20 protein-coding genes are annotated in these 21,148 nt (G+C 69.3%); 9 read left to right on the top strand and 11 right to left on the bottom strand.

Annotated elements, in window-relative coordinates:
- Positions 1 to 117: 117 nt before the first annotated feature.
- Positions 118 to 501 (bottom strand): arsenate reductase (glutaredoxin), encoded by a 384-nt coding sequence (arsC, locus tag AC1RRS_RS09195; RefSeq protein WP_492854886.1) that lies wholly within the window; start codon positions 499 to 501, stop codon positions 118 to 120.
- A gap of 140 nt (positions 502 to 641) precedes the next feature.
- Between arsC and AC1RRS_RS09200 the strand changes: the two genes are divergently transcribed.
- Entirely contained in the window at positions 642 to 794 is a 153-nt protein-coding gene (locus AC1RRS_RS09200) for a hypothetical protein (RefSeq protein WP_492854887.1), read from the top strand.
- On the opposite strand, the gene AC1RRS_RS09205 is transcribed toward AC1RRS_RS09200, so the two are convergent.
- On the bottom strand, positions 791 to 1,924 hold the full coding sequence (locus AC1RRS_RS09205; RefSeq protein WP_492854888.1) for a serine hydrolase domain-containing protein: 1,134 nt from the start codon (positions 1,922 to 1,924) through the stop codon (positions 791 to 793). The two genes, AC1RRS_RS09200 and AC1RRS_RS09205, sit on opposite strands and share 4 nt — an antisense overlap.
- A 241-nt stretch (positions 1,925 to 2,165) precedes the next feature.
- On the opposite strand from AC1RRS_RS09205, the gene AC1RRS_RS09210 reads away from it, so the two are divergent.
- Complete coding sequence (locus AC1RRS_RS09210; RefSeq protein ID WP_492854889.1) at positions 2,166 to 2,948, top strand: IclR family transcriptional regulator domain-containing protein; 783 nt, start codon at positions 2,166 to 2,168, stop codon at positions 2,946 to 2,948.
- A 17-nt stretch (positions 2,949 to 2,965) separates the two neighbouring features.
- Here the strand turns inward: AC1RRS_RS09210 and AC1RRS_RS09215 are convergent, their stop codons facing one another.
- Entirely contained in the window at positions 2,966 to 4,216 is a 1,251-nt protein-coding gene (locus tag AC1RRS_RS09215) for an MFS transporter (protein ID WP_487292568.1), read from the bottom strand.
- Between the two features lie 164 nt (positions 4,217 to 4,380).
- Between AC1RRS_RS09215 and AC1RRS_RS09220 the strand changes: the two genes are divergently transcribed.
- Positions 4,381 to 5,898 (top strand): aldehyde dehydrogenase family protein, encoded by a 1,518-nt coding sequence (locus tag AC1RRS_RS09220; protein ID WP_492854890.1) that lies wholly within the window; start codon positions 4,381 to 4,383, stop codon positions 5,896 to 5,898.
- 862 nt (positions 5,899 to 6,760) lie between these two features.
- On the opposite strand, the gene AC1RRS_RS09225 is transcribed toward AC1RRS_RS09220, so the two are convergent.
- Positions 6,761 to 7,843 carry a serine hydrolase domain-containing protein gene (locus AC1RRS_RS09225; protein WP_492854892.1) on the bottom strand — a complete coding sequence of 361 codons (1,083 nt, stop codon included), beginning with the start codon at positions 7,841 to 7,843 and terminating at the stop codon, positions 6,761 to 6,763.
- A gap of 174 nt (positions 7,844 to 8,017) precedes the next feature.
- Between AC1RRS_RS09225 and AC1RRS_RS09230 the strand changes: the two genes are divergently transcribed.
- The 4 genes from AC1RRS_RS09230 to AC1RRS_RS09245 all read left to right on the top strand — a co-directional run bounded on the left by AC1RRS_RS09230 (position 8,018) and on the right by AC1RRS_RS09245 (position 11,790).
- Positions 8,018 to 9,532 carry an aldehyde dehydrogenase family protein gene (locus AC1RRS_RS09230; protein ID WP_492854893.1) on the top strand — a complete coding sequence of 505 codons (1,515 nt, stop codon included), beginning with the start codon at positions 8,018 to 8,020 and terminating at the stop codon, positions 9,530 to 9,532.
- Positions 9,532 to 10,320 carry an alpha/beta hydrolase gene (locus AC1RRS_RS09235; RefSeq protein WP_492854894.1) on the top strand — a complete coding sequence of 263 codons (789 nt, stop codon included), beginning with the start codon at positions 9,532 to 9,534 and terminating at the stop codon, positions 10,318 to 10,320. Before AC1RRS_RS09230 ends, AC1RRS_RS09235 begins: the two co-directional genes overlap by 1 nt.
- Before the next feature lie 90 nt (positions 10,321 to 10,410).
- Positions 10,411 to 11,457, top strand: a complete 1,047-nt coding sequence (locus tag AC1RRS_RS09240) for a class I SAM-dependent methyltransferase (RefSeq protein ID WP_492854895.1) — start codon at positions 10,411 to 10,413, stop codon at positions 11,455 to 11,457.
- A 24-nt stretch (positions 11,458 to 11,481) separates the two neighbouring features.
- Positions 11,482 to 11,790, top strand: a complete 309-nt coding sequence (locus AC1RRS_RS09245) for a hypothetical protein (RefSeq protein WP_110121739.1) — start codon at positions 11,482 to 11,484, stop codon at positions 11,788 to 11,790.
- Positions 11,791 to 12,035: 245 nt separating this feature from the next.
- Here AC1RRS_RS09245 and AC1RRS_RS09250 read toward each other — a convergent pair whose 3' ends face one another.
- The 7 genes from AC1RRS_RS09250 to AC1RRS_RS09280 form a co-directional block, all read right to left on the bottom strand.
- A complete protein-coding gene (locus AC1RRS_RS09250) occupies positions 12,036 to 13,619 on the bottom strand; it encodes an FAD-binding oxidoreductase (RefSeq protein ID WP_492854896.1) in 1,584 nt (527 codons plus the stop codon).
- 26 nt (positions 13,620 to 13,645) lie between these two features.
- A complete protein-coding gene (locus AC1RRS_RS09255; RefSeq protein ID WP_165256106.1) occupies positions 13,646 to 14,017 on the bottom strand; it encodes a hypothetical protein in 372 nt (123 codons plus the stop codon).
- A gap of 23 nt (positions 14,018 to 14,040) precedes the next feature.
- Positions 14,041 to 15,264, bottom strand: coding sequence for a class I SAM-dependent methyltransferase (locus tag AC1RRS_RS09260; protein ID WP_492854897.1), 1,224 nt, complete (start codon positions 15,262 to 15,264; stop codon positions 14,041 to 14,043).
- A 381-nt stretch (positions 15,265 to 15,645) separates the two neighbouring features.
- On the bottom strand, positions 15,646 to 16,815 hold the full coding sequence (locus AC1RRS_RS09265) for an FAD-dependent monooxygenase (protein ID WP_492854898.1): 1,170 nt from the start codon (positions 16,813 to 16,815) through the stop codon (positions 15,646 to 15,648).
- A gap of 15 nt (positions 16,816 to 16,830) precedes the next feature.
- Positions 16,831 to 17,703 carry an isocitrate lyase/PEP mutase family protein gene (locus AC1RRS_RS09270; protein WP_492854899.1) on the bottom strand — a complete coding sequence of 291 codons (873 nt, stop codon included), beginning with the start codon at positions 17,701 to 17,703 and terminating at the stop codon, positions 16,831 to 16,833.
- The gene (locus AC1RRS_RS09275; RefSeq protein WP_110121745.1) at positions 17,700 to 18,632 is read right to left on the bottom strand and encodes a polysaccharide deacetylase family protein; all 933 of its coding nucleotides are present in this window, start codon (positions 18,630 to 18,632) and stop codon (positions 17,700 to 17,702) included. The genes AC1RRS_RS09270 and AC1RRS_RS09275 overlap by 4 nt, the downstream gene beginning before the upstream one ends.
- Before the next feature lie 18 nt (positions 18,633 to 18,650).
- Positions 18,651 to 19,397 carry a maleate cis-trans isomerase family protein gene (locus tag AC1RRS_RS09280; RefSeq protein ID WP_492854901.1) on the bottom strand — a complete coding sequence of 249 codons (747 nt, stop codon included), beginning with the start codon at positions 19,395 to 19,397 and terminating at the stop codon, positions 18,651 to 18,653.
- 177 nt (positions 19,398 to 19,574) lie between these two features.
- On the opposite strand from AC1RRS_RS09280, the gene AC1RRS_RS09285 reads away from it, so the two are divergent.
- On the top strand, positions 19,575 to 19,865 hold the full coding sequence (locus AC1RRS_RS09285; RefSeq protein WP_158285917.1) for a DUF1330 domain-containing protein: 291 nt from the start codon (positions 19,575 to 19,577) through the stop codon (positions 19,863 to 19,865).
- Between the two features lie 71 nt (positions 19,866 to 19,936).
- Positions 19,937 to 21,136, top strand: a complete 1,200-nt coding sequence (locus AC1RRS_RS09290; RefSeq protein ID WP_110121748.1) for an FAD-dependent oxidoreductase — start codon at positions 19,937 to 19,939, stop codon at positions 21,134 to 21,136.
- Positions 21,137 to 21,148: the final 12 nt, after the last annotated feature.

The following is a 21,148-nucleotide window of genomic DNA, read 5'->3' on the forward strand; positions in this document are numbered from 1 at the left end:
TCTGGGGGAGCGATCCTTCAACCTCGCCGCGCGCAGACTAGCGGCGGCGAGGTCGGCTATTTGTCACAGTTCGACGACAGATTTGCGACACCGTCCATGAAAACGTCCGACCACGGATCAGGATGCGTCGGCCGGCGGGTGGCGATCGAGGATGTCGAGCACCTTCTCCTTGGGACGGGCCAGCACCGCGCCCTTGGGCGTGACGACGATCGGACGCTCGACCAGGATGGGGTGCTCGACCATGGCCGCCAGGATCGTGTCGTCGGACGTCGCCGGATCGGTCAGGCCCAGTTCCTCGGCAGGCGTGCCCTTGACGCGCAGCAGGCCGCGGACGCCGAGGCCGGTGCGGACGGCGAGGTCCTTCAGCTGTTCGAGCGTCCAGCCGGCCTTCAGATATTCGACCACCGTCGGCGCGTAGCCGGCGGCCTCGATGATCGCCAGGGTGTTGCGCGAGGTTCCGCACTTGGGATTGTGGAAGATGGTGACGGGGAAGTCGGTCATGCGGGCCTCTCGCTGCTTTGACGAGGCTGATAGCAAGTCGGTCGGCCGGTCGCCACGACATGCGTGACGCTTCAGGATAGTAGTTGCGATTCACTCGCAATAGTGCGAGGAGGGCGCCCCCGACCGGAGAGGAGCGCCCGATGCGCGACGACCGGGGTCTGGACGACCCGCCGCCTTCACTCGATGAGCTCCTTTCGGAGCCGATCGTCCGTCTGCTGATGCGTCGGGACGGGGTGGAGGAGGGCGAGGTCCGCAAGCTCATCGCCCGCGTCGCCCTCCGCCGCAAAGTCTAGAGCCCGCGTAGGATCAGGTTCGGCAGCACGCTGTTGTCCCACTCGGGCGTCTTGGGCGGGCTATCGCCGACCCGTAGCACGATCAGCCGCTTGGACGGCACGATGTAGACCACCTGGTTCGAGTTGCCGCAGAAGAGATAGAGATCGTCGGCGAGATAGGGCTCGCTGTGCAGGATCTTGGGCCAGGGCAGGTCCGGCGCGGCCCAGCCGCGGCGCTCCAGATAGGGCGCGCCGATATAGACGCCCAGGCCGTAGTGCGGGTTCTGCTCGGTCGGGGTGCGCATCTCGCCCACATAGCCCTCGGGCAGCAGGCGGGTTCCGGCGTGGACCCCGTCGTCGAGCAGCAGGATCGCCAGGCGCAGCCAGCTTTCGGCCGGCAACAGGATGCAGCAGCCCGAGTGGGCCAGGCCGCCCGGACGGTCGACCCAGATCTGGCCTCCCGGCGCGTCGATGGGCTTGAGCACCTCTTCGGAGATGAACTCGGCGTAGCGGCGGCCGGTGGCGCGCTCGATGACCAGGGCCACCAGCTCCGAAGTGGCGTTGGCGTAGTCGTAGCGGCTGCCCGGTGTATGGACGAGCGGGTAGTCGTTGATCAGCACGTCGTCGTGGCGCGGGTGCAGATAGGCGCGGTTCAGCACGTCGGCCGGATCGGTGCTGAAGCCCTGGGGCAGCAGGCCGGTGCGCATGTCGAGCGTGTGGCGCACCAGGATGTCGGCCTTGGGTGTGCCCTTCCACTCGGTGATGAAGTCGGCGACCGACTGGTCCAGCGACTCGATGACGCCCAGCGCCAGGGCGCGGCCGATGGCGGCGGCGGTCAGGGGCTTGGCCAGCGACTTGGACGCCAGCAGCGACGGGCGGGCCGCGCCGGCGAAATAGGTCTCGCGTTCCAGCACGCCGTCGCGCCAGACCATGAAGGCCTTGGCGTTGCTGCCCTTGGCGTAGGCCTCGGCCGCATCGAGCGCCGCGGCGTCGATCGTGGCCGTCGCGGCGGCCGGAATCAGCGTGCGCCCAGCAGCGCCGGGCACGGGCTCCAGCGTGTCGTAGGTCTCCTGCGGAGCGTTGGCGGCGGCCTGAAAGCGCTGAAGATACAAAGCCTCGTCGGCTGACGTTACGGAAGTTTCAGCGGTCATCTCGGGCTCCGACGTTATGTGAGCCTGACCGTAATTCCACGAATTGCCACTTCGTTGACCGCGTGGTCAAATATCCGCCCTGCGAAAGAGCAGGCGACGCACAAAAGACGACTCCGACCGTGGCGGGGCTTCGTTGCGCTATCCGGCGAACGGATAGTCGGGACGTGGTTTCCGCCAGACCCTCGCCGCCACGGTCTGGAGTTCGCGTGAATCTGGAGGAGGCGTTTCTATGGAAAAAGGTGTGCCGATCAGGGCCATCAGCCGCTGCATCTCGGTGCTGCAGGCGATCAACCGCCGTGGTTCGCTGTCGATGATGGAGATCGCCCAGACCTCGGGCGTGCCCTATCCGACGGCCTGCCGCATCGTGCAGACCCTGCTGCACGAGAAGCTGATCGAGCGGGAGCCGGCCCGGAAGCGCTATCGACCGACCATGCTGGTGCAGTCGCTGTCGCACGGGTTCCAGGAGAGCGATCGCCTGGTCGCCTGCGCCCGCCCGCACATCGTCGACCTGACGGCCAAGGTGACCTGGCCGGTGTCGATCGCGACCCGGGTCGGCCAGCAGATGATGATCCGCGACTCGACCCACACGATGACGTCGCTGACGCTGAACAACTATTATCCCGGCTACACCCTGCCGATCCTGGAGAGCGCGGCGGGCAAGGCGTATCTCGCCTTCGCCAGCCCCGACGAACAGGCGGCGGTGCTGGAGGCCTATCGGCGCGGCGAAGGCCAGGTCGATCCGCTGACGCTGCAGTACGCGGAGTCCGGCGGCATGTTCTCCGACATCATCGAGGCGGGCTGGGCGACCAAGGGGCGCAATCCCTATACCGCCACTCCGGGCAAGACCTCGTCGATCGGCGCGCCGATCTTCAACAGCGAGGGCGTCTGCGGGGCGCTGGTGCTGGTGTTCTTCAGCTCGTCGATGAAGATGCCGGACGCCGTCAAGCAGTACGGCGACAAGCTGAAGTCGGCCGCGGCCGCCATCAGCCGCGACCTGTCGGAGCCGCTGTCCCGCGCCGCCTGATGGCGCGGGCGAGCGCCTCAGGCGGTCTTCTCGGGCGTGGTCCATTGCGGATAGCGTCCCATCAGGAGGATCAGCGCGCCGCTGGCGACAAAGCCGGCGGCCGCGATCGCCAGGGCGCGGCCGTAGCCGCCGTCGTGGTCGTAGAGGGCGCCGATCCCGATCGCGCCGATCGGCACGCCCAGCGAGATGGCGATGCCGATCAGGGCGTAGACCGCGCCGTACGAGCGCATGCCGAAATAGCGGGCGACGAAGAAGGCGGCGACGTCGACTTCGCCGCCCTGCGCCGCGCCGATCAGCAGCACCGCCAGCACGGCCAGCGGCCATTGGCCGTGGCCGATGGCCAGCAGGCCCACGCCCAGGGCCGGCAGGACGAGGGCGATGGCGGCGGGGATCGGGGCCCAGAAGCGGTCCACCGCCCAGCCGACGACGATGCGCCCCAGCGCCACCGAGACGGCCAGCAGGGCCACCAGCCAGCCGGCGACGCGGGCGTCGAGGCCCTGGTCGGTGAGGATGGGCTGAAGTTGGCTGATCACGCCGGTCAGGCCGGCCGTGGCCAGCAGGATGGCCAGCGACAGGATCCAGAAGCGGCCGGTCTTCAGGGCCTGGCCGGCGGTCAGGCCGACCTGGGAGACGCGCTTGGCTGCATCGATCTCGGTCGCGGCGGCGCCGTGCTTGGCCAGCCAACGCGGACGCTCCCAGAGCGCGAAGAAGACGGTGGGCAGGGCGACGAACAGCGACAGTCCCGCGAGCGTCGCATAGCCGCCGCGCCAGCCGTGATGGGCGATGACGAAGCTGAGCAGCGGCGCGCTCAGCGCCGCGACCAGCGAGACGCCGGTCAGGGTCAGGCCCAGCGACAGGCCGCGGCCCTTTTCGAACCAGGTGTTGACCGCGCGGGTGTAGCCGATCGGGCCGGTGCCGCAGCCCAGGATCACCAGAAGGGCGAAGAGGCCGTAGAAGGCGCCCAGCGACGGCGGCATGGCGGCCAGGCCCAGATAGACGGCTGCCAGCAGGACGATGGAGACCATCGCCACCGGCCGCACCCCGACCTTGTCGATCAGCCAGCCGAGCACGGGGGCGACGAACAGGGCGGCGAGCGCCGCGCCCTGGGCCTGGGCGATCTTGCCCCGGCTCCAGCCCAGATCGGTCTGAAGCGCCTTCACGAAGAGGGAGCCGACATATTGCTGCAGGCTGATGCCGCAGCCGACCCCGATCCCGGCGGCCAGCACCACGCGCCAGCCCTTGCGGAATTCGTCCCGAACCTCGCTCACGCTTCAAATCCCCCAATAGCCCCATTGGAGCATCCGACGGCTCGCGCGCGGCGCGCCATCGCTTCGCGCGGCTTGATCGACAGGCGGGGAGGGCGCGCGGGAAAGCGGCGGCCAGGCCGCCCGCGCTTCAAAACAGATCCCAGTTCATATCGACGGAGTTTCCCATGGCGGACGCCAGCGACGCAGCGATCTTCGGCCCTTCGCAGGAGGCTCTCGCCTTCCTCGCGCAGACCCATGGCCAGCTGATTGGCGAGGCCTTCGTCGAAGGGCGCGGCGAGACCCTGATCGAGGTCGAGAACCCGGCGACGGAGCAGACGATCGCCAAGGTGCGCGCGACCTCGGCCGAGGATCTCGACCTTGCCGTCGCCGCCGCCCGCAAGGCCTTCAAGGGCTGGAGCCGCACGTCCGGCGCCGACCGCGCCCGGATCATGCTGCGCTTCGCCGACCTGCTGGAGCGCGACGCCGACAAGCTGGCCGAGATCGAGGTGCTCGAGAACGGCATGCCGATCGCCCTGTCGGGCGCGACCATCAAGGGCTTCTGCGCCGACTATGTGCGCTATTACGCGGGCCTGGCCACCAAGCTTGAGGGCTCGACCATTCCGGCCCGGGCCAACGGCCGCGAGGCGCTCGATCTCCTCGTCTATACGGTGCGCGAGCCGGTGGGCGTGGTCGGGGCGATCGTGCCCTGGAACGTGCCGGTGTCGATGATCATCCTGAAGCTGGCGCCGGCCCTGGCCTCGGGCTGCACGCTCGTCTTGAAGAGCGCCGAGCTGACGCCGCTGACCTCGATCCTGGTGGCCCGGCTGTGGCTGGAGGCCGGCGGCCCGCCCGGCGTGTTCAACCTGATTCACGGCCTGGGCCACGAGATCGGCGCGGCCCTGGTTTCGCACCCCGGCGTCGACAAGATCACCTTCACCGGCTCGACCGCCGTGGGCAAGGAGATCGTCCGCGCCGTCAGCCACGATCTCAAGCGCGTGTCGCTGGAACTGGGCGGCAAGTCGCCGTTCGTGATCTTCCCCGACGCGGATCTCGCCGACGCCATCCCGTCGGCGGCCCTGGCCTGCTTCTTCCTGTCGGGCCAGAACTGCATGGCCGGCACGCGCCTGTTCGTGCACGAGAAGGTGCTGGAGCCGGTGCTGGAGGGCCTGGCCCAGACGGCGGCCTATCTGAAGGTGGGGCCTGGCCTCGACCCGACCACGATGATCGGCCCGTTGGTTTCGGCCCGCCAGAAGGGCCGGGTGCTGGAGCATGTCGAGGCCGCCGCCGCGCAGGGCGCGCGCCTGACCTATGCCGGCGGCGTGCCGGACGGCCCCGGCCACTACGTCGCCCCGACCATCTATGCCGACGTCAGCCCCGACATGCGCCTGGCGCGCGAGGAGGTGTTCGGTCCGGTGCTGGGCGTGCAGGCGTTCGGCGACGATGACGAGGCGCTCCTCTCGGCGATCAACGCCACGACCTACGGCCTGTCGGGCTCGGTGTGGACCAAGGACCTGTCGCGCGCCCACCGCATGGCCCGCGCCATCGACAGCGGCCAGGTGGGGGTCAACATCCACGCGGCCCTGAGCCCCGAGACCCCGTTCGGCGGCAACCGCCAGTCCGGCTGGGGCCGCGAGTTCGGGCGCGAGGGCATCGACTCGTACCTGAAGACCAAGGCCGTGAGCGTGAACCTGGGTCCGATTTGATCCTTCTCCCCTTGCGGGAGAAGGTGGCGGCGGCCCGCGAGGAACCTCCCCCTGTGGGGGAGGCGATCGCGCAGCGATCGGAGGGGGGTGTTGGTGCGGGAATGGCCGACGCCTCGAAAGCTGAAAACGGCCCCCCACCGGCCTTCGGCCGCCTCCCCCACAGGGGGAGGTTCCTTGGGCGCATGGCTTCTCGATCTCACGCGCCAAGACGCTGAGTTGTCGAAGGAGAGCGGAGCGCCCGGGCGACGCCCGGAGGTGTTGTTCTGTGTACCGTTTCGACGAAGCCGTGCGCTCCGCGCGGTCGTTTGGCTGCCGGCTTCCCGGGCGGCGGCGCTCTTAACGCCTTACCAGGACCGCCTTCGAGGTTTCCCTTTCAAGCGGCGACGAGGAGAGGGGTGCTCTGTAATCCTCGCCCAAGCCGACGGCGGGCGGGCCTGGCCAGCGCCAGGTCCCCGGACGCGACGGATCTTCCCAATCCGCCCCAGTCCCGCTCGATCGCATCCCGCCGCCGCATGGTCACTGGCCTTGCGCCCCTTCGGTGCGGCGAGACCCAGTGATTATGCGGGTGGTTTGAGCGCGTCTGATCCAGGGCGGTGAGAAAGTTGTAAGGGGTTGGATTGGTTGGGGTTTGGTCCGAGATCTACGGGGATGGAGGGCGCTCTATCCCCGTCCGCAGACCCCCTCCCGTAAAATCCCCGCGAAAGCGGGGACCCAGGCTTTTTCTGAAACGCGTGGCGCTCGACGATAAAACACCTGGGTCCCCGCTTTCGCGGGGATTTTACGGGGAGGGCGTTCGGCTGGTTGGAAGCTGAAAACGCCCCCTCCGGCCCTTCGGGCCACCTCCCCCAGAGGGGGAGGATCTCTAAGCCAGACCCTCGACGATCAGGTTCGGCAGCGCCGCGTCGTCGAAGTCCAGCCTCGGCCGGCCGATTCGCACGATCACCAGGTCGCGCGACGGCGAGACGTAGACGCGCTGGCCGCCGAAGCCGTCGAAATAGACGAGGTCGTCGGCGATGAACGGCGCGGAGTGTGGGGCGGCGTAGGCGGTGGAGGGGCCATAGAGGCGCTTGCCGTTCTCGATGGGGGCCGCGCGCCAGACCAGCAGGCCGTAGGCGGGGTTGAGCGGGTTCTCGGCGGTGACCTGCGCGATCCAGTCGGCCGGCAGCACCTGGCGGCCGTCGATCACGCCGCCGCCGGCAACCAGGCGGCCCAATTGCAGCCAGTCGCGGGCCCGGGCCTGCAGGCCGGCGAAGAAGCGGGGCTCGCCGTCCTCGCGCTCGACCCACAGCCGCGCGTCGGCGCCGCCCATCGGCGCCCAAAGCGCTTTCGACAGATAGGTCGCCGCGTCGCCCAGGCCCTTGGCCGCGACGGCGCGCGACAGGGCCAGGCCCGCCACCTGGGCGGCGACGTTGTAGTAGTCGAAGACCTCGCCGGACGGCCGCTGCGCCTGGACGGAGAGGGCGGTCTCGCTGATGCGGTCGCCGAGCATCAGGGCCAGGGCCACCGGATCGCCCTTGTCGAGGCTGTGCACCGTCAGGCCCGAGCTCATGCCCAGCAGGTGGCGCAGCGGGATCTGGCCGCGCGGATCGTCGCGCCATTCGGCGATGTAGAGGCCGACCGGATCGTCGATCGAGCTGATCGCTCCGTCGCGGATGGCCGCGCCGTAGAGCAGGCCCAGCGCCGACTTGTGCATCGAGAAGGTCTCGAACAGGCTGTCCTTGGTGACGTGCGGCGCATAGGCCTCGTGGCGCAGCGCGCCGCCGGACCAGACCAGCAGGGCCAGGCCGTCATAGCTGTCGGAGAAGGCCTGGGCCGCGTCGAGGGCGGCCTGCGAGACGCCGCCGGCGATGACCGGCGTCGCGTCGGGCGCGTCCGCGCCGGCGACGGGTCGCAAGGGGGCGTAGCCGTGGATCTCGTCCACGCCGCGTCCGTTCATCGTCGTCATCCCAAGCCCCCGGAACCGTCACTGAAAACCCCGTGACCCTAGGCTCTAGCGCGGTTCGCAAACGGTTGCGCGCAAAGGCGCCCGCACAGCGGATAGGCGTTCTGTGACCCCTGTGAATCGAGGTCGCGAGGACTAGCGTCGAGCCTGGAATTTCAGCGTCCCGGGGAATGCGCCATGACCTTCGTCGTCCGTTCGGTCGAACCTCAGACGGAGGGGGCGAAGGCCTTCCTCGCCAAGCGTCGCAAGCAGCTCTTCATCGGCGGCGCCTGGGTCGACGCCCATGGCGGCGACACCTTCCCGACCAAGGATCCGGCCACCGGTGTCATCCTGGCCGAGATCGCCAAGGGCGGGGCGGCCGATGTCGACGCCGCCGTGGCCGCCGCGCGCAAGGCCTTCGACGGCGGCGAGTGGCCGTCGCTCACCCCCATGCAGCGCTCGCGCCTGCTGTGGACCCTGGCCGACCTGATCGAGGCCAATATCGACGAACTGGCCGAGCTGGAGACGCTTGACCAGGGCAAGCCGCTGTATGTCGGCCGCTGGGCCGAGATCCCCGGGGCGGTGAACCAGTTTCGCTACTATGCGGGCCTGGCGACGGCCATCGAGGGCCGCACGATCTACAGCTCGATCAACTATCAGCCGGCCGGCAAGCAGATGGCCAGCTGGACCCTGCGCGAGCCGGTGGGCGTGGTCGCCGCCATCGTGCCGTGGAACTCGCCGCTCGTCTTGACCGCCATGAAGCTCGCGCCGGCCCTGGCCGCGGGCTGCACCGTGGTGCTCAAGCCCGCCGAAGACACCTCGCTGACCGCCGTGCGTCTGGCCGAACTGGTGCAGCAGGCCGGCTTCCCGGCGGGCGTGCTGAACCTGGTGACGGGCCTGGGCGGCGAGGCGGGGGCGGCCCTGGCCGCGCACCATGACGTCGACAAGGTGGCCTTCACCGGCTCGACCCCGACCGGGCGGGCGATCCTCGACGCGGCCAAGGGCAACCTCAAGAAGGTCAGCCTGGAGCTGGGCGGCAAGTCGCCGGTGGTGATCCTGCCCGACGCCGATCTGGATCTGGCCATCCCCGGCGCGGCCAACGCCATCTTCTTCAACGCCGGCCAGGTCTGCGTGGCCGGCTCGCGGCTCTACGCCCACCGCTCGATCTACGACCGGGTGGTCGAGGGCGTCGCGGCCCAGGCCAAGGCCTTGCAACTGGGCCATGGCCTTGATCCGGCCACCCACATGGGGCCGCTGGTGTCGCGCAAGCAGGCCGACCGCGTGGCCGGCTTCGTGGCCGGCGCGGCGGCGGCCGGCGCCGAGGTGCTGACCGGCGGCGTGCAGGGCGGCGACGAGGGGACTTTCGTCACCCCGGCCGTGGTGGCGCGGGTCACCCCCGACATGGCGATCGTCCGCGAGGAGGTGTTCGGCCCGGTGGTGGTCGTCCAGGCCTATGACGAGATCGACGAGGTGGTGGCCGCCGCCAACGACAGCGAGTTTGGCCTCGCGGCCAGCATCTGGACCGAGAGCCTGTCGCACGCCCATCGCCTGTCGCGCCGCATCAAGGCCGGCACGGTGTGGATCAACTGCCACTCGATGTACGACAACGCCCTGCCGATCGGCGGGGTCAAGGCCTCGGGCTGGGGGCGCGACAGCGGCCAGGTCGCCCTCGACGGCTACCTGGAATGGAAGACGGTCTGCGCGGTCGTCTGATGAGCCTGGACATCGTCGAGATCGCCGTTGGCGATCGCACCGTGGGCCTCGCCGTGGCGCGGCCCGCCGGGCCGGCCAAGGCGGCCGTTTCCTTCTCGCACGGGGCCTTCTCGGCGCCGGGCAAGTATGCGGCCCTGCTGGAAGGCTGGGCGGCGGCGGGCCTGCTGGTCGCCGCGCCCCTGCATGTCGACAGCACCGATCACCCGCAGCGCGAGGCCTACGACCAGGGCGCCGTCTGGCGCACGCGGCTGGAAGACCAGGCCGCGACCCTGGACTGGCTGGCCGGGCAGGGGCGTTTCGGCCTCGCCGCCGCCGGGCACTCGTTCGGGGCCTTGCTGGCCCTGGCGGCCGGCGGGGCCAGCGTGCTGGCGCCGCCCGGCGCGCCGACGCTCGACAGCCGCGTGAAGGCCGTGGTCGCCCTGTCGCCGCCGCCGGCCACGCCGCCGCTGATCTCCGTCGAGGGTTTCGCGAGCACGACCGCGCCGCTGCTGGTTCAGACCGGCGACGCCGACGTGCTGCCCGGCTTCGTCGACGACTGGCGCCTGCGCCTGATCGCCTATGAGGCTCCGTCGCCGGGGGATCGCCACGCGCTCGTGCTGCCTGGTGTCGATCACTATTTCGGCGGGCTGATCTGCCGGCCGGAGCTGCTGGGACCCGCGCAGGCCGAGGGGCTGGCCGAGGCGATCGCGGCTTCGGCCGACCTGGTGCTCGCCCACGCCGCCGGCGACGCCGAAGCCGCCGCGCGCCTGGCCGCGCGGACCGCCGATCCGAGCTTCACCACCCGCTGACCGTTCTGCGGATAGCGGGTCCGCCGGACCTTTCAGGACGTTTCGGCGGGGGTAAAGTCCTTCATCGAAACAAGGTTTTAGAGGTGCGTCATGGAAGCTCCGGCACTGGCCCAGCGCGGTCGCGCGTCGCTCGATTTCCAGGCGGGCGTATCGAAGGCGACCTTCGGCCTGCACTTCGCCTCCGAGGCGGAACTGGCCATGAAGGGCGTCAACGCCCAGACCCTGCCCGACGACATGGATGAGCGCCACGCGCTGGTCGTCGAGACCCTGGCCGACTCCAAGATCTTCAAGATCCGCGAGCTGTTCGGCGAATGGGCCTCGCGCACCCATGGCGCGCACTGCGACGAAGCCTTCGAGGAGCGCCGCGCGGTTCTCGAGCCGTACCTCAAGACCCTCGACGAAGGCCCGGCCACGCTGGACTACGGCGATGGCGAGACCCCGCCCAGCTACTGGAGCAAGGTCTGGTTCCACCGCACCACCGGCGGCTGGGACCACATCGACCACACCGGCTACGTCCACGGCGAGCTGGTGCACAAGCAGCTGGTGGCGCGCGGCTACGGCGGCGACATCTTCGGCCAGCGCCGGGCGGCCGCCCAGCAGGCCCCGCGCCGCGACTACAAGGAAATCCTCGATATCGGCTGCGGCTCGGGCCACTTCACCCAGGCCCTGCAGGAGACCTTTCCGGAAGCCCAGATCACCGGCATCGACTGGTCGGCCCGCATGCTCGAACAGGCCCGCCGCGTGGCCAACGAGAAGGGCTGGAACTGGAAGCTGATGGTCAAGGGCGGCGAGAACTCCGGTTTCGCCGACGAGAGCTTCGATCTCGTGACCACCTTCATCCTGTTCCACGAGGCCCCGCCGCGGATCATCAAGTCGATCCTGGAAGAGGCCTTCCGGATGCTGAAGCCGGGCGGCGATATCATCATGGCCGACGTGCCGCGCTACGCCGAGATCGATAAGATGGCGTCCTGGCGCTACGACTACCTGGCCAAGTGGGGCGGCGAGCCCTACTGGCGCGCCTCGGCGAGCATGGACCTGGTGCAGATCTGCAAGGACATCGGCTTCGTCGACGTCGAGGGCGCCACCCAGGCCCCGACCCACGCCTACTACGTGCTGCGCGCCCACAAGCCCGCCTGATCCTTCCGACCACGAGCGAGCGACATGAACGCGATGACTCCGAAGACCTTCGAGCGCCCGATCTCCGAGCCGGTGAACCGCCGGATGCTGACCGCCGACCAGATCGACGACCTGGGCGAGGCGATCCTGTCCCTGACCCGCGAGGTCTGGGTGCTGACCGACCGCGTGCACGTGCTGGAAGCCGTGCTCGAAAGCCACGGCGTGCTGGCCAATGCCGAAGTCGACAACTTCCAGCCGGGCCCTGAGCTGCAGGCCCAGCTGAACGCCAAGCGCGACGCCATCGTCCAGAACCTGCTGCGTTCCCTGCGGGCGGCGCCCGAGGCGCGCAGCTAAAGAGTCCCCGCTGCATCTGCGCAGTGAGAGCCTGGCGCGGTCGGAAACGACCGCGCCTTTTTTTGTGCGTGGGGATGGCGTGAACAAGAACCTCCCCCTCTGGGGGAGGCGATCGCGAAGCGATCGGTGGGGGGAGTGTTGTGGAATGGGCCGGCGCTTGGGAAGCTGAAAACTTCCCCCCACCGGCCTTCGGCCGCCTCCCCCAGAGGGGGAGGTTCCTTGCGGATCGGCCTCGTCAGTCTTGATTAAAGGCCCAGCGCCCCGGGGTTCATCACCCCCTTCGGATCCACCGCCGCCTTGACCGCGCGCACCAGATCCAGCGCCGGGCGCTCCAGCACATCGGCGTACGGGTAGAGCTTGCCGAGCTGGAAGTGCACGGCGTCGTGCTGGCCGTAGAGCGCGATGATCTGGGCCTTGAGCCTGTGCACGAAGGCCGTGGTCTCGGGGTCTTCGGCGTACTGGGGCAGGCTGGCCAGGTGCTCGGCCGGCAGGACGCCGGCGTGGTAGGCGGTCTGCTCGCCGGGCCAGTAGAGGGCGACCTCGTAGAGGAAGCCCGACGGGCGCAGCACCTCGAACATGCCGCCGCGCCAGACGCCGCGGGCGGTCATCTCTTCGGCGTGGCTGGCGTAGAGGGCCTCGAGCGCCGCGTGGAAGGCGGCGACCTGGCTGTGGGGCAGGACGCCGTTCATCGGGGCCCAGCGCTCGCCCTTGGGGCCGAGCACGTTGTAGAGCGGCGCGAACGGCATGCCGCGCACGATGGTCGGCATGGTGTTGGGGATCTCGACCCCCTCGGCCGTCATCAGGGTGCGCAGGCGATCCAGCCGCGCCTTGGCCTCGCGGTCGTCCACCCCTTCGAGGATGTAGTGGACCATGTACTCGGCCTTGCGCAGGGCGCGGTCGCCGGCCAGGGCCATCTTGCTCAGCTGCTTGAGGCCGGCGACCAGCGACGGCGAGCTCTTCAGCACGGTCAGGGCCATCTGCACGACGGCGGCGTTGTCCTGGCGGGCGATCTGGCCCTGGGCCAGCGGCGCGTCGATGGCGAAGTGCTCGTCGTCGAGGTTCTCCAGCGCCGCCGCCCGCATGGCGCGGGCCAGGCTGGGCAGGTCGGCGAAGGCGAAGGAGGCGCACTGGAAGGCGGGCTTGCGGGCGATCAGCGGCAGGGTGATGCGCGCCTTGATCCCCAGCGCGCCGCAGTCGCCCAGGAACAGGCCGCACAGGTCGGGGCCGTACCAGCGGGCGAAGGGCGAGCCGCCGCGGGCGGCCGAACCGGTGCGCAGCAGGGAGCCGTCGGCGATCACCACGTCGAGCGACACGGCCGATTCCGCCGAGCTGCCGAACTGGCCCGACCCATGGCTGATGGCGTGCTGCGACATCGACCCGCCGATCGTGGCGGCCAGGCCCGAGAACGGGCCGAAGAACGGCGTGCGCAGACCCAGCGGGTCCAGAGCGTCCTTCAGCTGAGCCCAGGTCACCCCGGTCTCGACCGTGACATAGGCGTCGGTCTGGTTGATCTCGACGATGCGGGAAAGGGCGCCGGTGTCGATCAACACCGTGTCGGCGCGGGTCGCAAGATAGCCGTCGGTGTAGGAGGCGCCGCCGCCGCGCGGGACGATGGCGACCCCGGCCGCCGCGGCTTCGCGCACGACCGCCTGTAGTTGCTCGACGTCGGCCGGACGGACCACGGCCAGCGGCGTCTCCAGCGTGCGATAGACGTCGGTGGCGAAGGGCAGGGCGGCCTCGCCCGTCAGGACGCCGTCCTTGCCGACGATCGCCTCCAGGCGGGCGAGGAGGCCAGCGGCGGCTGGGGCGGTACGCGTCTTGACGGGCATCAGCTTACTCGGATCAGGTCTCAGGGTCAGGTTTGGGCGATGTCTTCGATGGTGGCGCGGAAGCGCTCGGCCGTGTCGGCCGCGGCGGCTTCCGAGGCGTCCTTGCGGGCCAGGTAGAACAGGCGGCCCAGGAAGTCCTGGCGCCAGGCCTCGCGGGCCTCCAGGGCGGCCTGGTCGAGCTGCAGGGCCTCGATCTCGGCGGCCAGGTCCAGGCCCTTGGCGGCGTGGACGCGTTCGGCGGAATCGAGGCGGTCGTGCAGCACGGCCAGTTCGTTGGCCAGGACCATGATCATCGACATGGCCTGGTCGAGGCCCGGGGCCTCGTAGAACTGAGGGCGCTTGCCCTTGGCGTCGCGGATGACGTGCGGGCGCTCGGCCTGCGGAGCGTGGGCGTTCATCGTGTTGTTTCCTTGAACTGTGCTCAGGCCTTGCGGGCGATCAGGACTTCCCAGCCGCCGCCGGGGGCGTATTCGCCGGCGGCGAACTCACGGTCGGAGACCGCCGCGCTGGCGTCCTCGCTGTAGCCGGCGGCCTGCTGGGCCACGAACTCCATGATCGCCATCGGGGCGGTGTCGAACTTGACGCTTTCGGGCGGGAAGCCGGCGGCCTTGGCCAGGGCGACCTGGTCGGTCTCGCGCATGGCGCCCCAGAAGGGCTCGTTATTGTACCAGGTCTCGTTGTCGAGGATGAACTGGGTGAACGGGTCCATGTTGTCGAACGGCGGAAGGTCCGCGTGGATCATGTAGCCGCCGGGCGCCAGCAGGCGGTGGCACTCGTTGAAGATGCGCGGCATGGCCTTGCCGGACGTCTCGTGCAGCAGGATGTGGCTGACGATGAGGTCGAAGGAGCCGTCCTCGAAGCGGGTCTCCTCGGCGTTCATCTGGGCGAAGTTGACTTCCAGGCCCAGGCCCGCGGCGCGGGCGTGGGCGTAGCGCACCTGCGGGGCGGCGACGTCGACGCCCCAGACTTCGGCGTCAGGGAACAATTCCTTGTAGGGCAGGGTCGAGTGGCCGACCGTGCAGCCCAGATCCAGGATCCGCTTGGGCTTGAAGCCGTCCAGGCGACGGTTGACGTAGTTACAGACCGAGCGGCCCATGTCGTCGTTGAACGGGCCCATATAGCCCATGGCGTAGAGATAGACGCCGCGGTCGTAGAGGGCGCCGGTCGAGATGTCGTCCGGGGTCACCGCGCCGGCATAGCCGCCGGGCATGCAGTGGATGTCGATCGAGGTGACGTAGCGCGGGGTCTCGAACGCCTCGGGCAGGTCGAGCTTGCCCTTGGCCGACGCCGACAGGCCGCGGGCCTTCTCGATCAGGTCGGGCAGTTCGCGGTCGATCGTGACGTTGGTCGATTCCCAGAGCAGTTCCTGGGCGATGCGGTTGGCCGCCGCGTAATGCTGGAAGTAGAGGTCCTTGACCATGGCCGAGCGGATGTCGCGGCGGTCGGCGGGGGCGCGGCCATGCTCGCGCTCGAAGGCCTTGGCGGCGCGGACGCCGAACACGGGACCCAGGCCCGGCAGCAGACCCTGCTGGATGAACTGCTTGAAGCTCTTGGTGAATTCCTGGCGCGACGCTTCGTCGTGGGTCGGCTTGGGCAGGATCGGGTGGTCGATCTGCTGGAAGGTGTTGAGCATCTCGGCGGACATGGCGGCCTCCAAACAGCCGGCCCGGAAGGGCGGCGCGAACTGACGCTAATCTGAAGGGGACCGATCAGTCAAAATATTGCGTTCAACGGATGCTCCGCTAGGCGGTCAGCACGCGGGGGAGGCAGGCGGGGAGCGTTCGGAGGCGCCCGGAAAATCCCTCTCTCTGAGAGAGAGGGAGGGGCCCGCCGCCGGAGGCGGGGGGAGGGTGAGAGGTTTCACCTTTGGCAGGAAAGGCCTGATCCCCTCGTCGGGGGCCGCGACGCAAAAGTCTTCGTCAGCCGGTGGAGCCAGACGGCGCTTAGTTCGGAGAGTTTGTTACCTCTCACCCTCCCACCGCTGCGCGGCGGGCCCCTCCCTCTCTCAAAGAGAGAGGGATCATTCTCAGACCTCCACCGCCCCCGCATCATAGGCGAAGAGCCCCAGGGTCTCTTCGTTCTTGATCTCGGTCATGCCGTAGAGGTGGGCTTCGTCGCCTTCCAGGCGGTCGGCGTTGAGGTTCGACTCGACCTGGATGAAGCCGCAGCGCTCCTTGCGGGCGGCCTCGTAGCGAGCCAGGGCCTCGGGGACGTCGGACGCGGCCTCGAAGGCGCGGGCCAGGACGAGGGCGTCCTCGATGGCGGCGGCGGCGCCTTGGCCCAGGAACGGGGTCATGGCGTGGGCGGCGTCGCCCAGCAGGGCCACGCGGCCGCCGCGCACCCAGGTCTTGAGCGGTTGGCGGGCGAAGACGGCCCACTTGTAGAGGGCGGCCGGATCGATGGTGTCGAGCAGGGCCTGGACGTCGCCGCTCCAGCCCTCGAAGGTCTTGCGCAGGTCGGCCAGGTCGGCGCGGATCGTCCAGCCTTCCTCGGCCCAGCCTTCCTGGCGGGCGAAGAACACCAGATTCAGCAGGGTCGAGTTGCGCAGCGGATAGCGCACGGCCATGCGGCCCGGGCCGATGTGGATGCCGGGGAAGTGCGCCAGGTCCTCCAGCAGCGGACCCTCGACCGGCACGATGGCGCGCCAGACGACGTGGCCGGTGAAGTGCGGCTCGCCGGGATCGAAGCCCTTGCGGACGCCCGACTTCACGCCGTCGGCGCCGATGACGGCGTCGCCCTTGATTTCAGTCCCGTCGGCCAGGACGGCGATCGCACCGTCGGCGGTCGGCTCGGCCGAGACGCAAGGGCTGGACAGGCGCACCGTGGCGCGGCCGGTGGCCTCCAGGGCCTCGACCAGGATGGCGTGCAGGTCGGCGCGGTGGATGTAGACGTAGGGCGCGCCGTAGAGGTCGCGCACCTTCTGGCCGCGCTCGAAGGCGACCAGGTCGCGGCCGTCGGCCCAGTGCTGCACCCGCTGGCGCTGGGGCTCGACCCCGGCGACGGTAATCGCTTCGGCCAGGCCCAGGTGGTGGTAGACCCGCATGGCGTTGGGCGCGAGCGTGACGCCGGCGCCGATCTCGCCCAGGGCCGGGGCCTGTTCCAGCACCTCGACGGTGTGGCCGGCGCGGGCCAGGGCGATGGCCGCGGTCAGGCCGCCGATGCCGGCGCCGGCGACGATCAGGTGCTGGGGACGCATGGGTAGTCTCCGAACTTAAGCGTAGGTCGCCGCGTCGGCCAGCAGGGCGTCCAGCCCGGCGACCGCGTTGAGGCGAGGAAGGTCGAGAATGTCGAGGCCGTCGGTCGTGCCTTCGGACCGCAGCTTGGCGAGCCATTCGGGCGCGTAACGGGCCAGGCCGTGCAGCAGCAGCATCGGGTGCAGGGCGATGGCGAAGCCAAGCTCCTGAAGCTCCGCGCCCGTGCGCACGGCGGTGATCCCGCCCTCGACGAGGTTGTGGACCAGGGGCGCGCGAGCGGCGAAGCGCTCGGCCACGGCCTTGGTCTCTTCAAGGGTGCGGGGCCCCTCGACGAAGACGATGTCGGCGCCGGCCTCCAGATAGGCCTCGGCGCGATCCATGGCGGCTTGCGGGCCTTCGACGCCCAGGGCGTCGGTGCGGGCCACCACCAGGGTTTCCGAACGGGCGTCGAGCGCGGCGCGGACCTTGCCGACCATCTCGGGCAGCGGGATCACGCCCTTGCCGCGCATATGGCCGCAGCGCTTGGGGAAGGTCTGGTCTTCGAGCTGCACGGCGGCGGCGCCGGCGCGTTCGAGCACCTTGACCGTCCGCTGGGTGTTCAAGGCGTTGCCGAAGCCCGTGTCGATGTCGACGATCAGCGGGATCTCGACGCGGTCGGCGATGGCCCGCACCGCGTCGGCCAGCTCGCCGACGCCGACCAGGCCGACGTCGGGACGGCCCAGCCGGGCCAGCGACAGCGCCGCCCCCGACAGGAAGGCCGCCTCGAAGCCGGCCTGCTCGACCAGCAGGGCCGAGAAGCCGTCATAGCAGCCCGGCGCGGCCAGCAGCCGGCGGCGGCCGTCGGGGCCGGCCGCCAGCCGCTCGCGCAGGCGCTGGGCCGAGCTGGTCACTGGCCAGCCTTGTTGGGGGAAGCGCCCGTCGGGATGTGGCTCTCGTGGTTGGCCAGATACCAGTCGGCGATCTCCTCGCGGGTGGCGAACCACACGCCCGGCAGGCTCTTGGCGTGCTGGATGAACTCGCGCAGGGCGCGGATCCGATAGGCCCGGCCCGAGACGTGCGGGTGCAGACCAACGTTCATCAGCCGGCCCGAGGTGGCGCCTTCCTTGTAGAGGACGTTCAGTTCCTCGATCAGCACGTCGCGGTATTCGTCGGTGGTGTGGCCGCGGCGGGTGAGCAGGGTGAAGTCGTTGATCTCGTTGGAATAGGGCGTCGAGACGATCGGGCCGTTGGGCGTGCGCAGGAGGTAGGGCTGATCGTCGTTGAGCAGGTCGCAATAGAAGGTGCAGCCGTGCTCGGCCAGGATGTCGGCGGTCTGCAGCGTGCCGCGCAGGGACGAGGACAGCCAGCCCTTGGCCCGCTTGCCGACGAAGCGCTCGTACTGCTCCAGCGAACGCAGGACGATGTCGCGCTCCTTGGCCGGGTCATGGGCGAAGTCGGTCAGCAGTTCGCCCTGTTCCCAGTTGTGGGCCAGAAGCTCCCAGCCGCGCTCCAGGCAGGCGTCGGTCATGGCCTTGCGGCGCTCGAAGGTCACCGCGTTGGTGGTGCAGCTGGCCTTGATGCCCATCTCGTCGAAGAGGTCGAACAGTCGCCAGATGCCCACCCGCTGGCCGTATTCGCGCCAGGTGTAGTTGGGGAAGTCGGGCGTATCGCCGGCCAGCACGTCGGGCAGGATCGGCGGCCCGCCGGCGTAGTACTTCTCCTTGGTCGGCTTGGTGAGGTCCCAGGTCTCCAGGTTGAAGGTCAGGACCAGGGCCACGCGCGCGCCGTTCGGCCAGGTCAGCGGCTTGCGGTGCGGAAGCGGAACGTAATCGTATTCCATACTGATGCCCTTTGATCCTTAGTGCTCGAGCAGGAGCGAGCCGAAGCCGTCGATCTTGTCGGTAATTCCCATGCTCCGAAGAGCATGCCAGTAAGTGGCGGTGTTGATGGCCACGACCGGCTTTTCCAGCCAGAACTCGGCGATGCCGGCGACCTTGGCGAAGGCCAGGTTGGTGCCGCACTGGACGACGGCGTCTGCGCCTTCGGAGACCTCGATGGCCGCGCGCTTCAGCGTCTGCGGGCTCTCGTGGGCGATCAGCATCGGGGAGGGCGATTTCAGGCCCTTCACCTGGGTGACTTCGTAGCCCAGGTCCTCGAAGAACTTGCGCACCTGGTTGTCGCCGACCGGCATGTAGGGGGTGATGACCCCGATCTTCTTGATGCCGCCATAGGCCTTCAGCGCCGCGTCGACGGCGGTGGAGCCCATCACGACCGGGACGCCCTTGGTGCGCTCCAGCATGCGCTGGGTCAGGCGCTCGGCGCCGTCGGCGCCGTCCCAGAAGGTCTCGGCCGACATGCCCATGACCACGCAGGCCGGGTCCATGCTCATGGCGACGTCGACGCTGTCCATCGTCGCGTCGCGGATGTTCTGCAGCATCACCATGAACGACTCGTCGTCGGTGACCTTGGTGTCCGGAATGGCGATCCGCTGGAAGTGGTTGGTGACGCCGCGCGGGCGCATGTCGTCGTATTCGGGCTGGACGCTCGTGTTGGTCGACGGCGCGATCACCGCATACTTCAGGCGGTGTCCCAATGAATCCGGCATGACGCTTCCCTCGACGTTTCGATGGCCGAGGAATGGCAAAGCCGGATCGTCCGCGCCGCAGCCCAGCGGCCGATATCCGCCCGGCGGATAGGAAAAAGCGCCGGGGAAGCGGGATGGGCGGGCGTCGCTAGGGTCGTCGTTGAACCACAACGGAAATTCTCCCCGGGGGACGAGACCATGGCCGCTTTTATCATCGCGACGACCGTCATCACCGACGCGCCCCGCTTCGGGGAATATGTGAAGGCCATCGCCGGCCTCGCCGAGCGCTTCGGTGGCGAGACCTATGTGCGGGGGCCGGTCACCGAGGTCCTGGAGGGCGAGGTGCCCGAGGGCGAGCGCGTGATCGTCACCCGCTATCCCGACGCCGCGGCCGCCAAGGCCTACCTGCATTCGCCGGAATACCAGGCCGCCAAGGTTCTGCGCCAGGGCGCGGGAACCGTCGTGGTCCGCATGATCGTCGTCGACTGAGATTGACGCGTGTGACGGGGCGCGTGGGGAAGCCGCGCCCGCACCCGCCGACCAAAAACTAGCGAGGTTCCGTGGAACGATTCCAAGTCGTCGTAGCGGGCGCCGGGCCCGTGGGCTCGGTGGCCGCCTATCGGCTGGCGCAGCTCGGCGTCGATGTGTTGCTGCTGGAGAGCGCGCCGCGCTGTCCCGAGGACCTTCGGGCCTCGACCATGCATCCGCCGACGCTCGACATGATGAAGGCGCTGGGCGTGCTGGAGGACCTGGAGGCCCAGGGTCTGCGCGCGCCGGTCTATCACTATCGCAACCGCACGACGGGCGAGGTGCTGGCCTTCGACATGGGCGAGCTGTCCGACATCAGCGAGCATCCCTACCGGCTGCAATGCGAGCAGTTCAAGCTGGCGCGTCTGCTGACCGAGAAGCTGGCCGGCCACCCCAACGGGCAGGTGCGGTTCTCGCACCGCCTGGCCCACTTCACCCAGGACGACCAGGGCGTCACCGTCTCGATCGAGGCGCCGTTCGGCATCGAGCAGGTGCGCTGCGACTATCTGATCGGCGCCGACGGGGCCAATTCGATCGTCCGCAAGTGGCTGGACATCGAGTTCGAGGGCTTCACCTATCCGGAGAAGTTCCTGACCCTGTCGACCGACTGGCCGCTGGAGGACCATTTCAACGGGCTGGCCCACGTCAACTACGTGGCCGATCCCAAGGAATGGTGCGTGCTGCTGCGGGTGCCGTCGCTGTGGCGGATCCTGGTGCCGGCCAATGGCGACGAGAGCGACGAAAGCCTGCTGTCGGACGCCAAGAAGGCCGAGGTGCTGGGCGGGCTGATCGGCGACGGCGAAACCGTGCAGACCGTGCACCGCACGCTCTACAAGGTGCACCAGCGGGTGGCCAAGACCTACCATGTGGGCCGGGTGCTGCTGGCCGGCGACGCCGCCCACCTCAACAATCCGCTGGGCGGGTTCGGCATGAACTCGGGCATCCACGACGTCTGGAGCCTGACCGAGAAGCTGGTCGCCATCCTTCAGGACAAGGCCGATCCGGAGAAGCTGCTGCCGCTCTACGACCGCCAGCGGCGGGCGGTGATGCACAAGTTCATCCAGACCCAGACCATCGCCAACAAGGCGGCGATGGAGGCCGGCACCGCCGAGGCCTATGCCGAGCGCGAGGCCAAGATGCGCCAGATCCTGGCCGACCCGGACCAGCGCCGCGAGTACCTGCTGCTGCAGTCGATGTACAAGAGCCTTGAGCTCGAAGCGGCCACGGCCTGAGGAGCTTGCAGC

This window comes from Caulobacter sp. GW821-FHT12A07, from assembly GCF_058807655.1.

Coding starts and splice junctions, on each gene's coding strand:
- arsC (WP_492854886.1), bottom strand. CDS start 501: ATGACCGACTTCCCCGTCACCATCTTCCACAATCCCAAGTGCGGAACC.
- AC1RRS_RS09200 (WP_492854887.1), top strand. CDS start 642: ATGCGCGACGACCGGGGTCTGGACGACCCGCCGCCTTCACTCGATGAG.
- AC1RRS_RS09205 (WP_492854888.1), bottom strand. CDS start 1,924: ATGACCGCTGAAACTTCCGTAACGTCAGCCGACGAGGCTTTGTATCTT.
- AC1RRS_RS09220 (WP_492854890.1), top strand. CDS start 4,381: ATGGCGGACGCCAGCGACGCAGCGATCTTCGGCCCTTCGCAGGAGGCT.
- AC1RRS_RS09225 (WP_492854892.1), bottom strand. CDS start 7,843: ATGACGACGATGAACGGACGCGGCGTGGACGAGATCCACGGCTACGCC.
- AC1RRS_RS09230 (WP_492854893.1), top strand. CDS start 8,018: ATGACCTTCGTCGTCCGTTCGGTCGAACCTCAGACGGAGGGGGCGAAG.
- AC1RRS_RS09235 (WP_492854894.1), top strand. CDS start 9,532: ATGAGCCTGGACATCGTCGAGATCGCCGTTGGCGATCGCACCGTGGGC.
- AC1RRS_RS09240 (WP_492854895.1), top strand. CDS start 10,411: ATGGAAGCTCCGGCACTGGCCCAGCGCGGTCGCGCGTCGCTCGATTTC.
- AC1RRS_RS09245 (WP_110121739.1), top strand. CDS start 11,482: ATGAACGCGATGACTCCGAAGACCTTCGAGCGCCCGATCTCCGAGCCG.
- AC1RRS_RS09250 (WP_492854896.1), bottom strand. CDS start 13,619: ATGCCCGTCAAGACGCGTACCGCCCCAGCCGCCGCTGGCCTCCTCGCC.
- AC1RRS_RS09255 (WP_165256106.1), bottom strand. CDS start 14,017: ATGAACGCCCACGCTCCGCAGGCCGAGCGCCCGCACGTCATCCGCGAC.
- AC1RRS_RS09260 (WP_492854897.1), bottom strand. CDS start 15,264: ATGTCCGCCGAGATGCTCAACACCTTCCAGCAGATCGACCACCCGATC.
- AC1RRS_RS09265 (WP_492854898.1), bottom strand. CDS start 16,815: ATGCGTCCCCAGCACCTGATCGTCGCCGGCGCCGGCATCGGCGGCCTG.
- AC1RRS_RS09275 (WP_110121745.1), bottom strand. CDS start 18,632: ATGGAATACGATTACGTTCCGCTTCCGCACCGCAAGCCGCTGACCTGG.
- AC1RRS_RS09280 (WP_492854901.1), bottom strand. CDS start 19,397: ATGCCGGATTCATTGGGACACCGCCTGAAGTATGCGGTGATCGCGCCG.
- AC1RRS_RS09285 (WP_158285917.1), top strand. CDS start 19,575: ATGGCCGCTTTTATCATCGCGACGACCGTCATCACCGACGCGCCCCGC.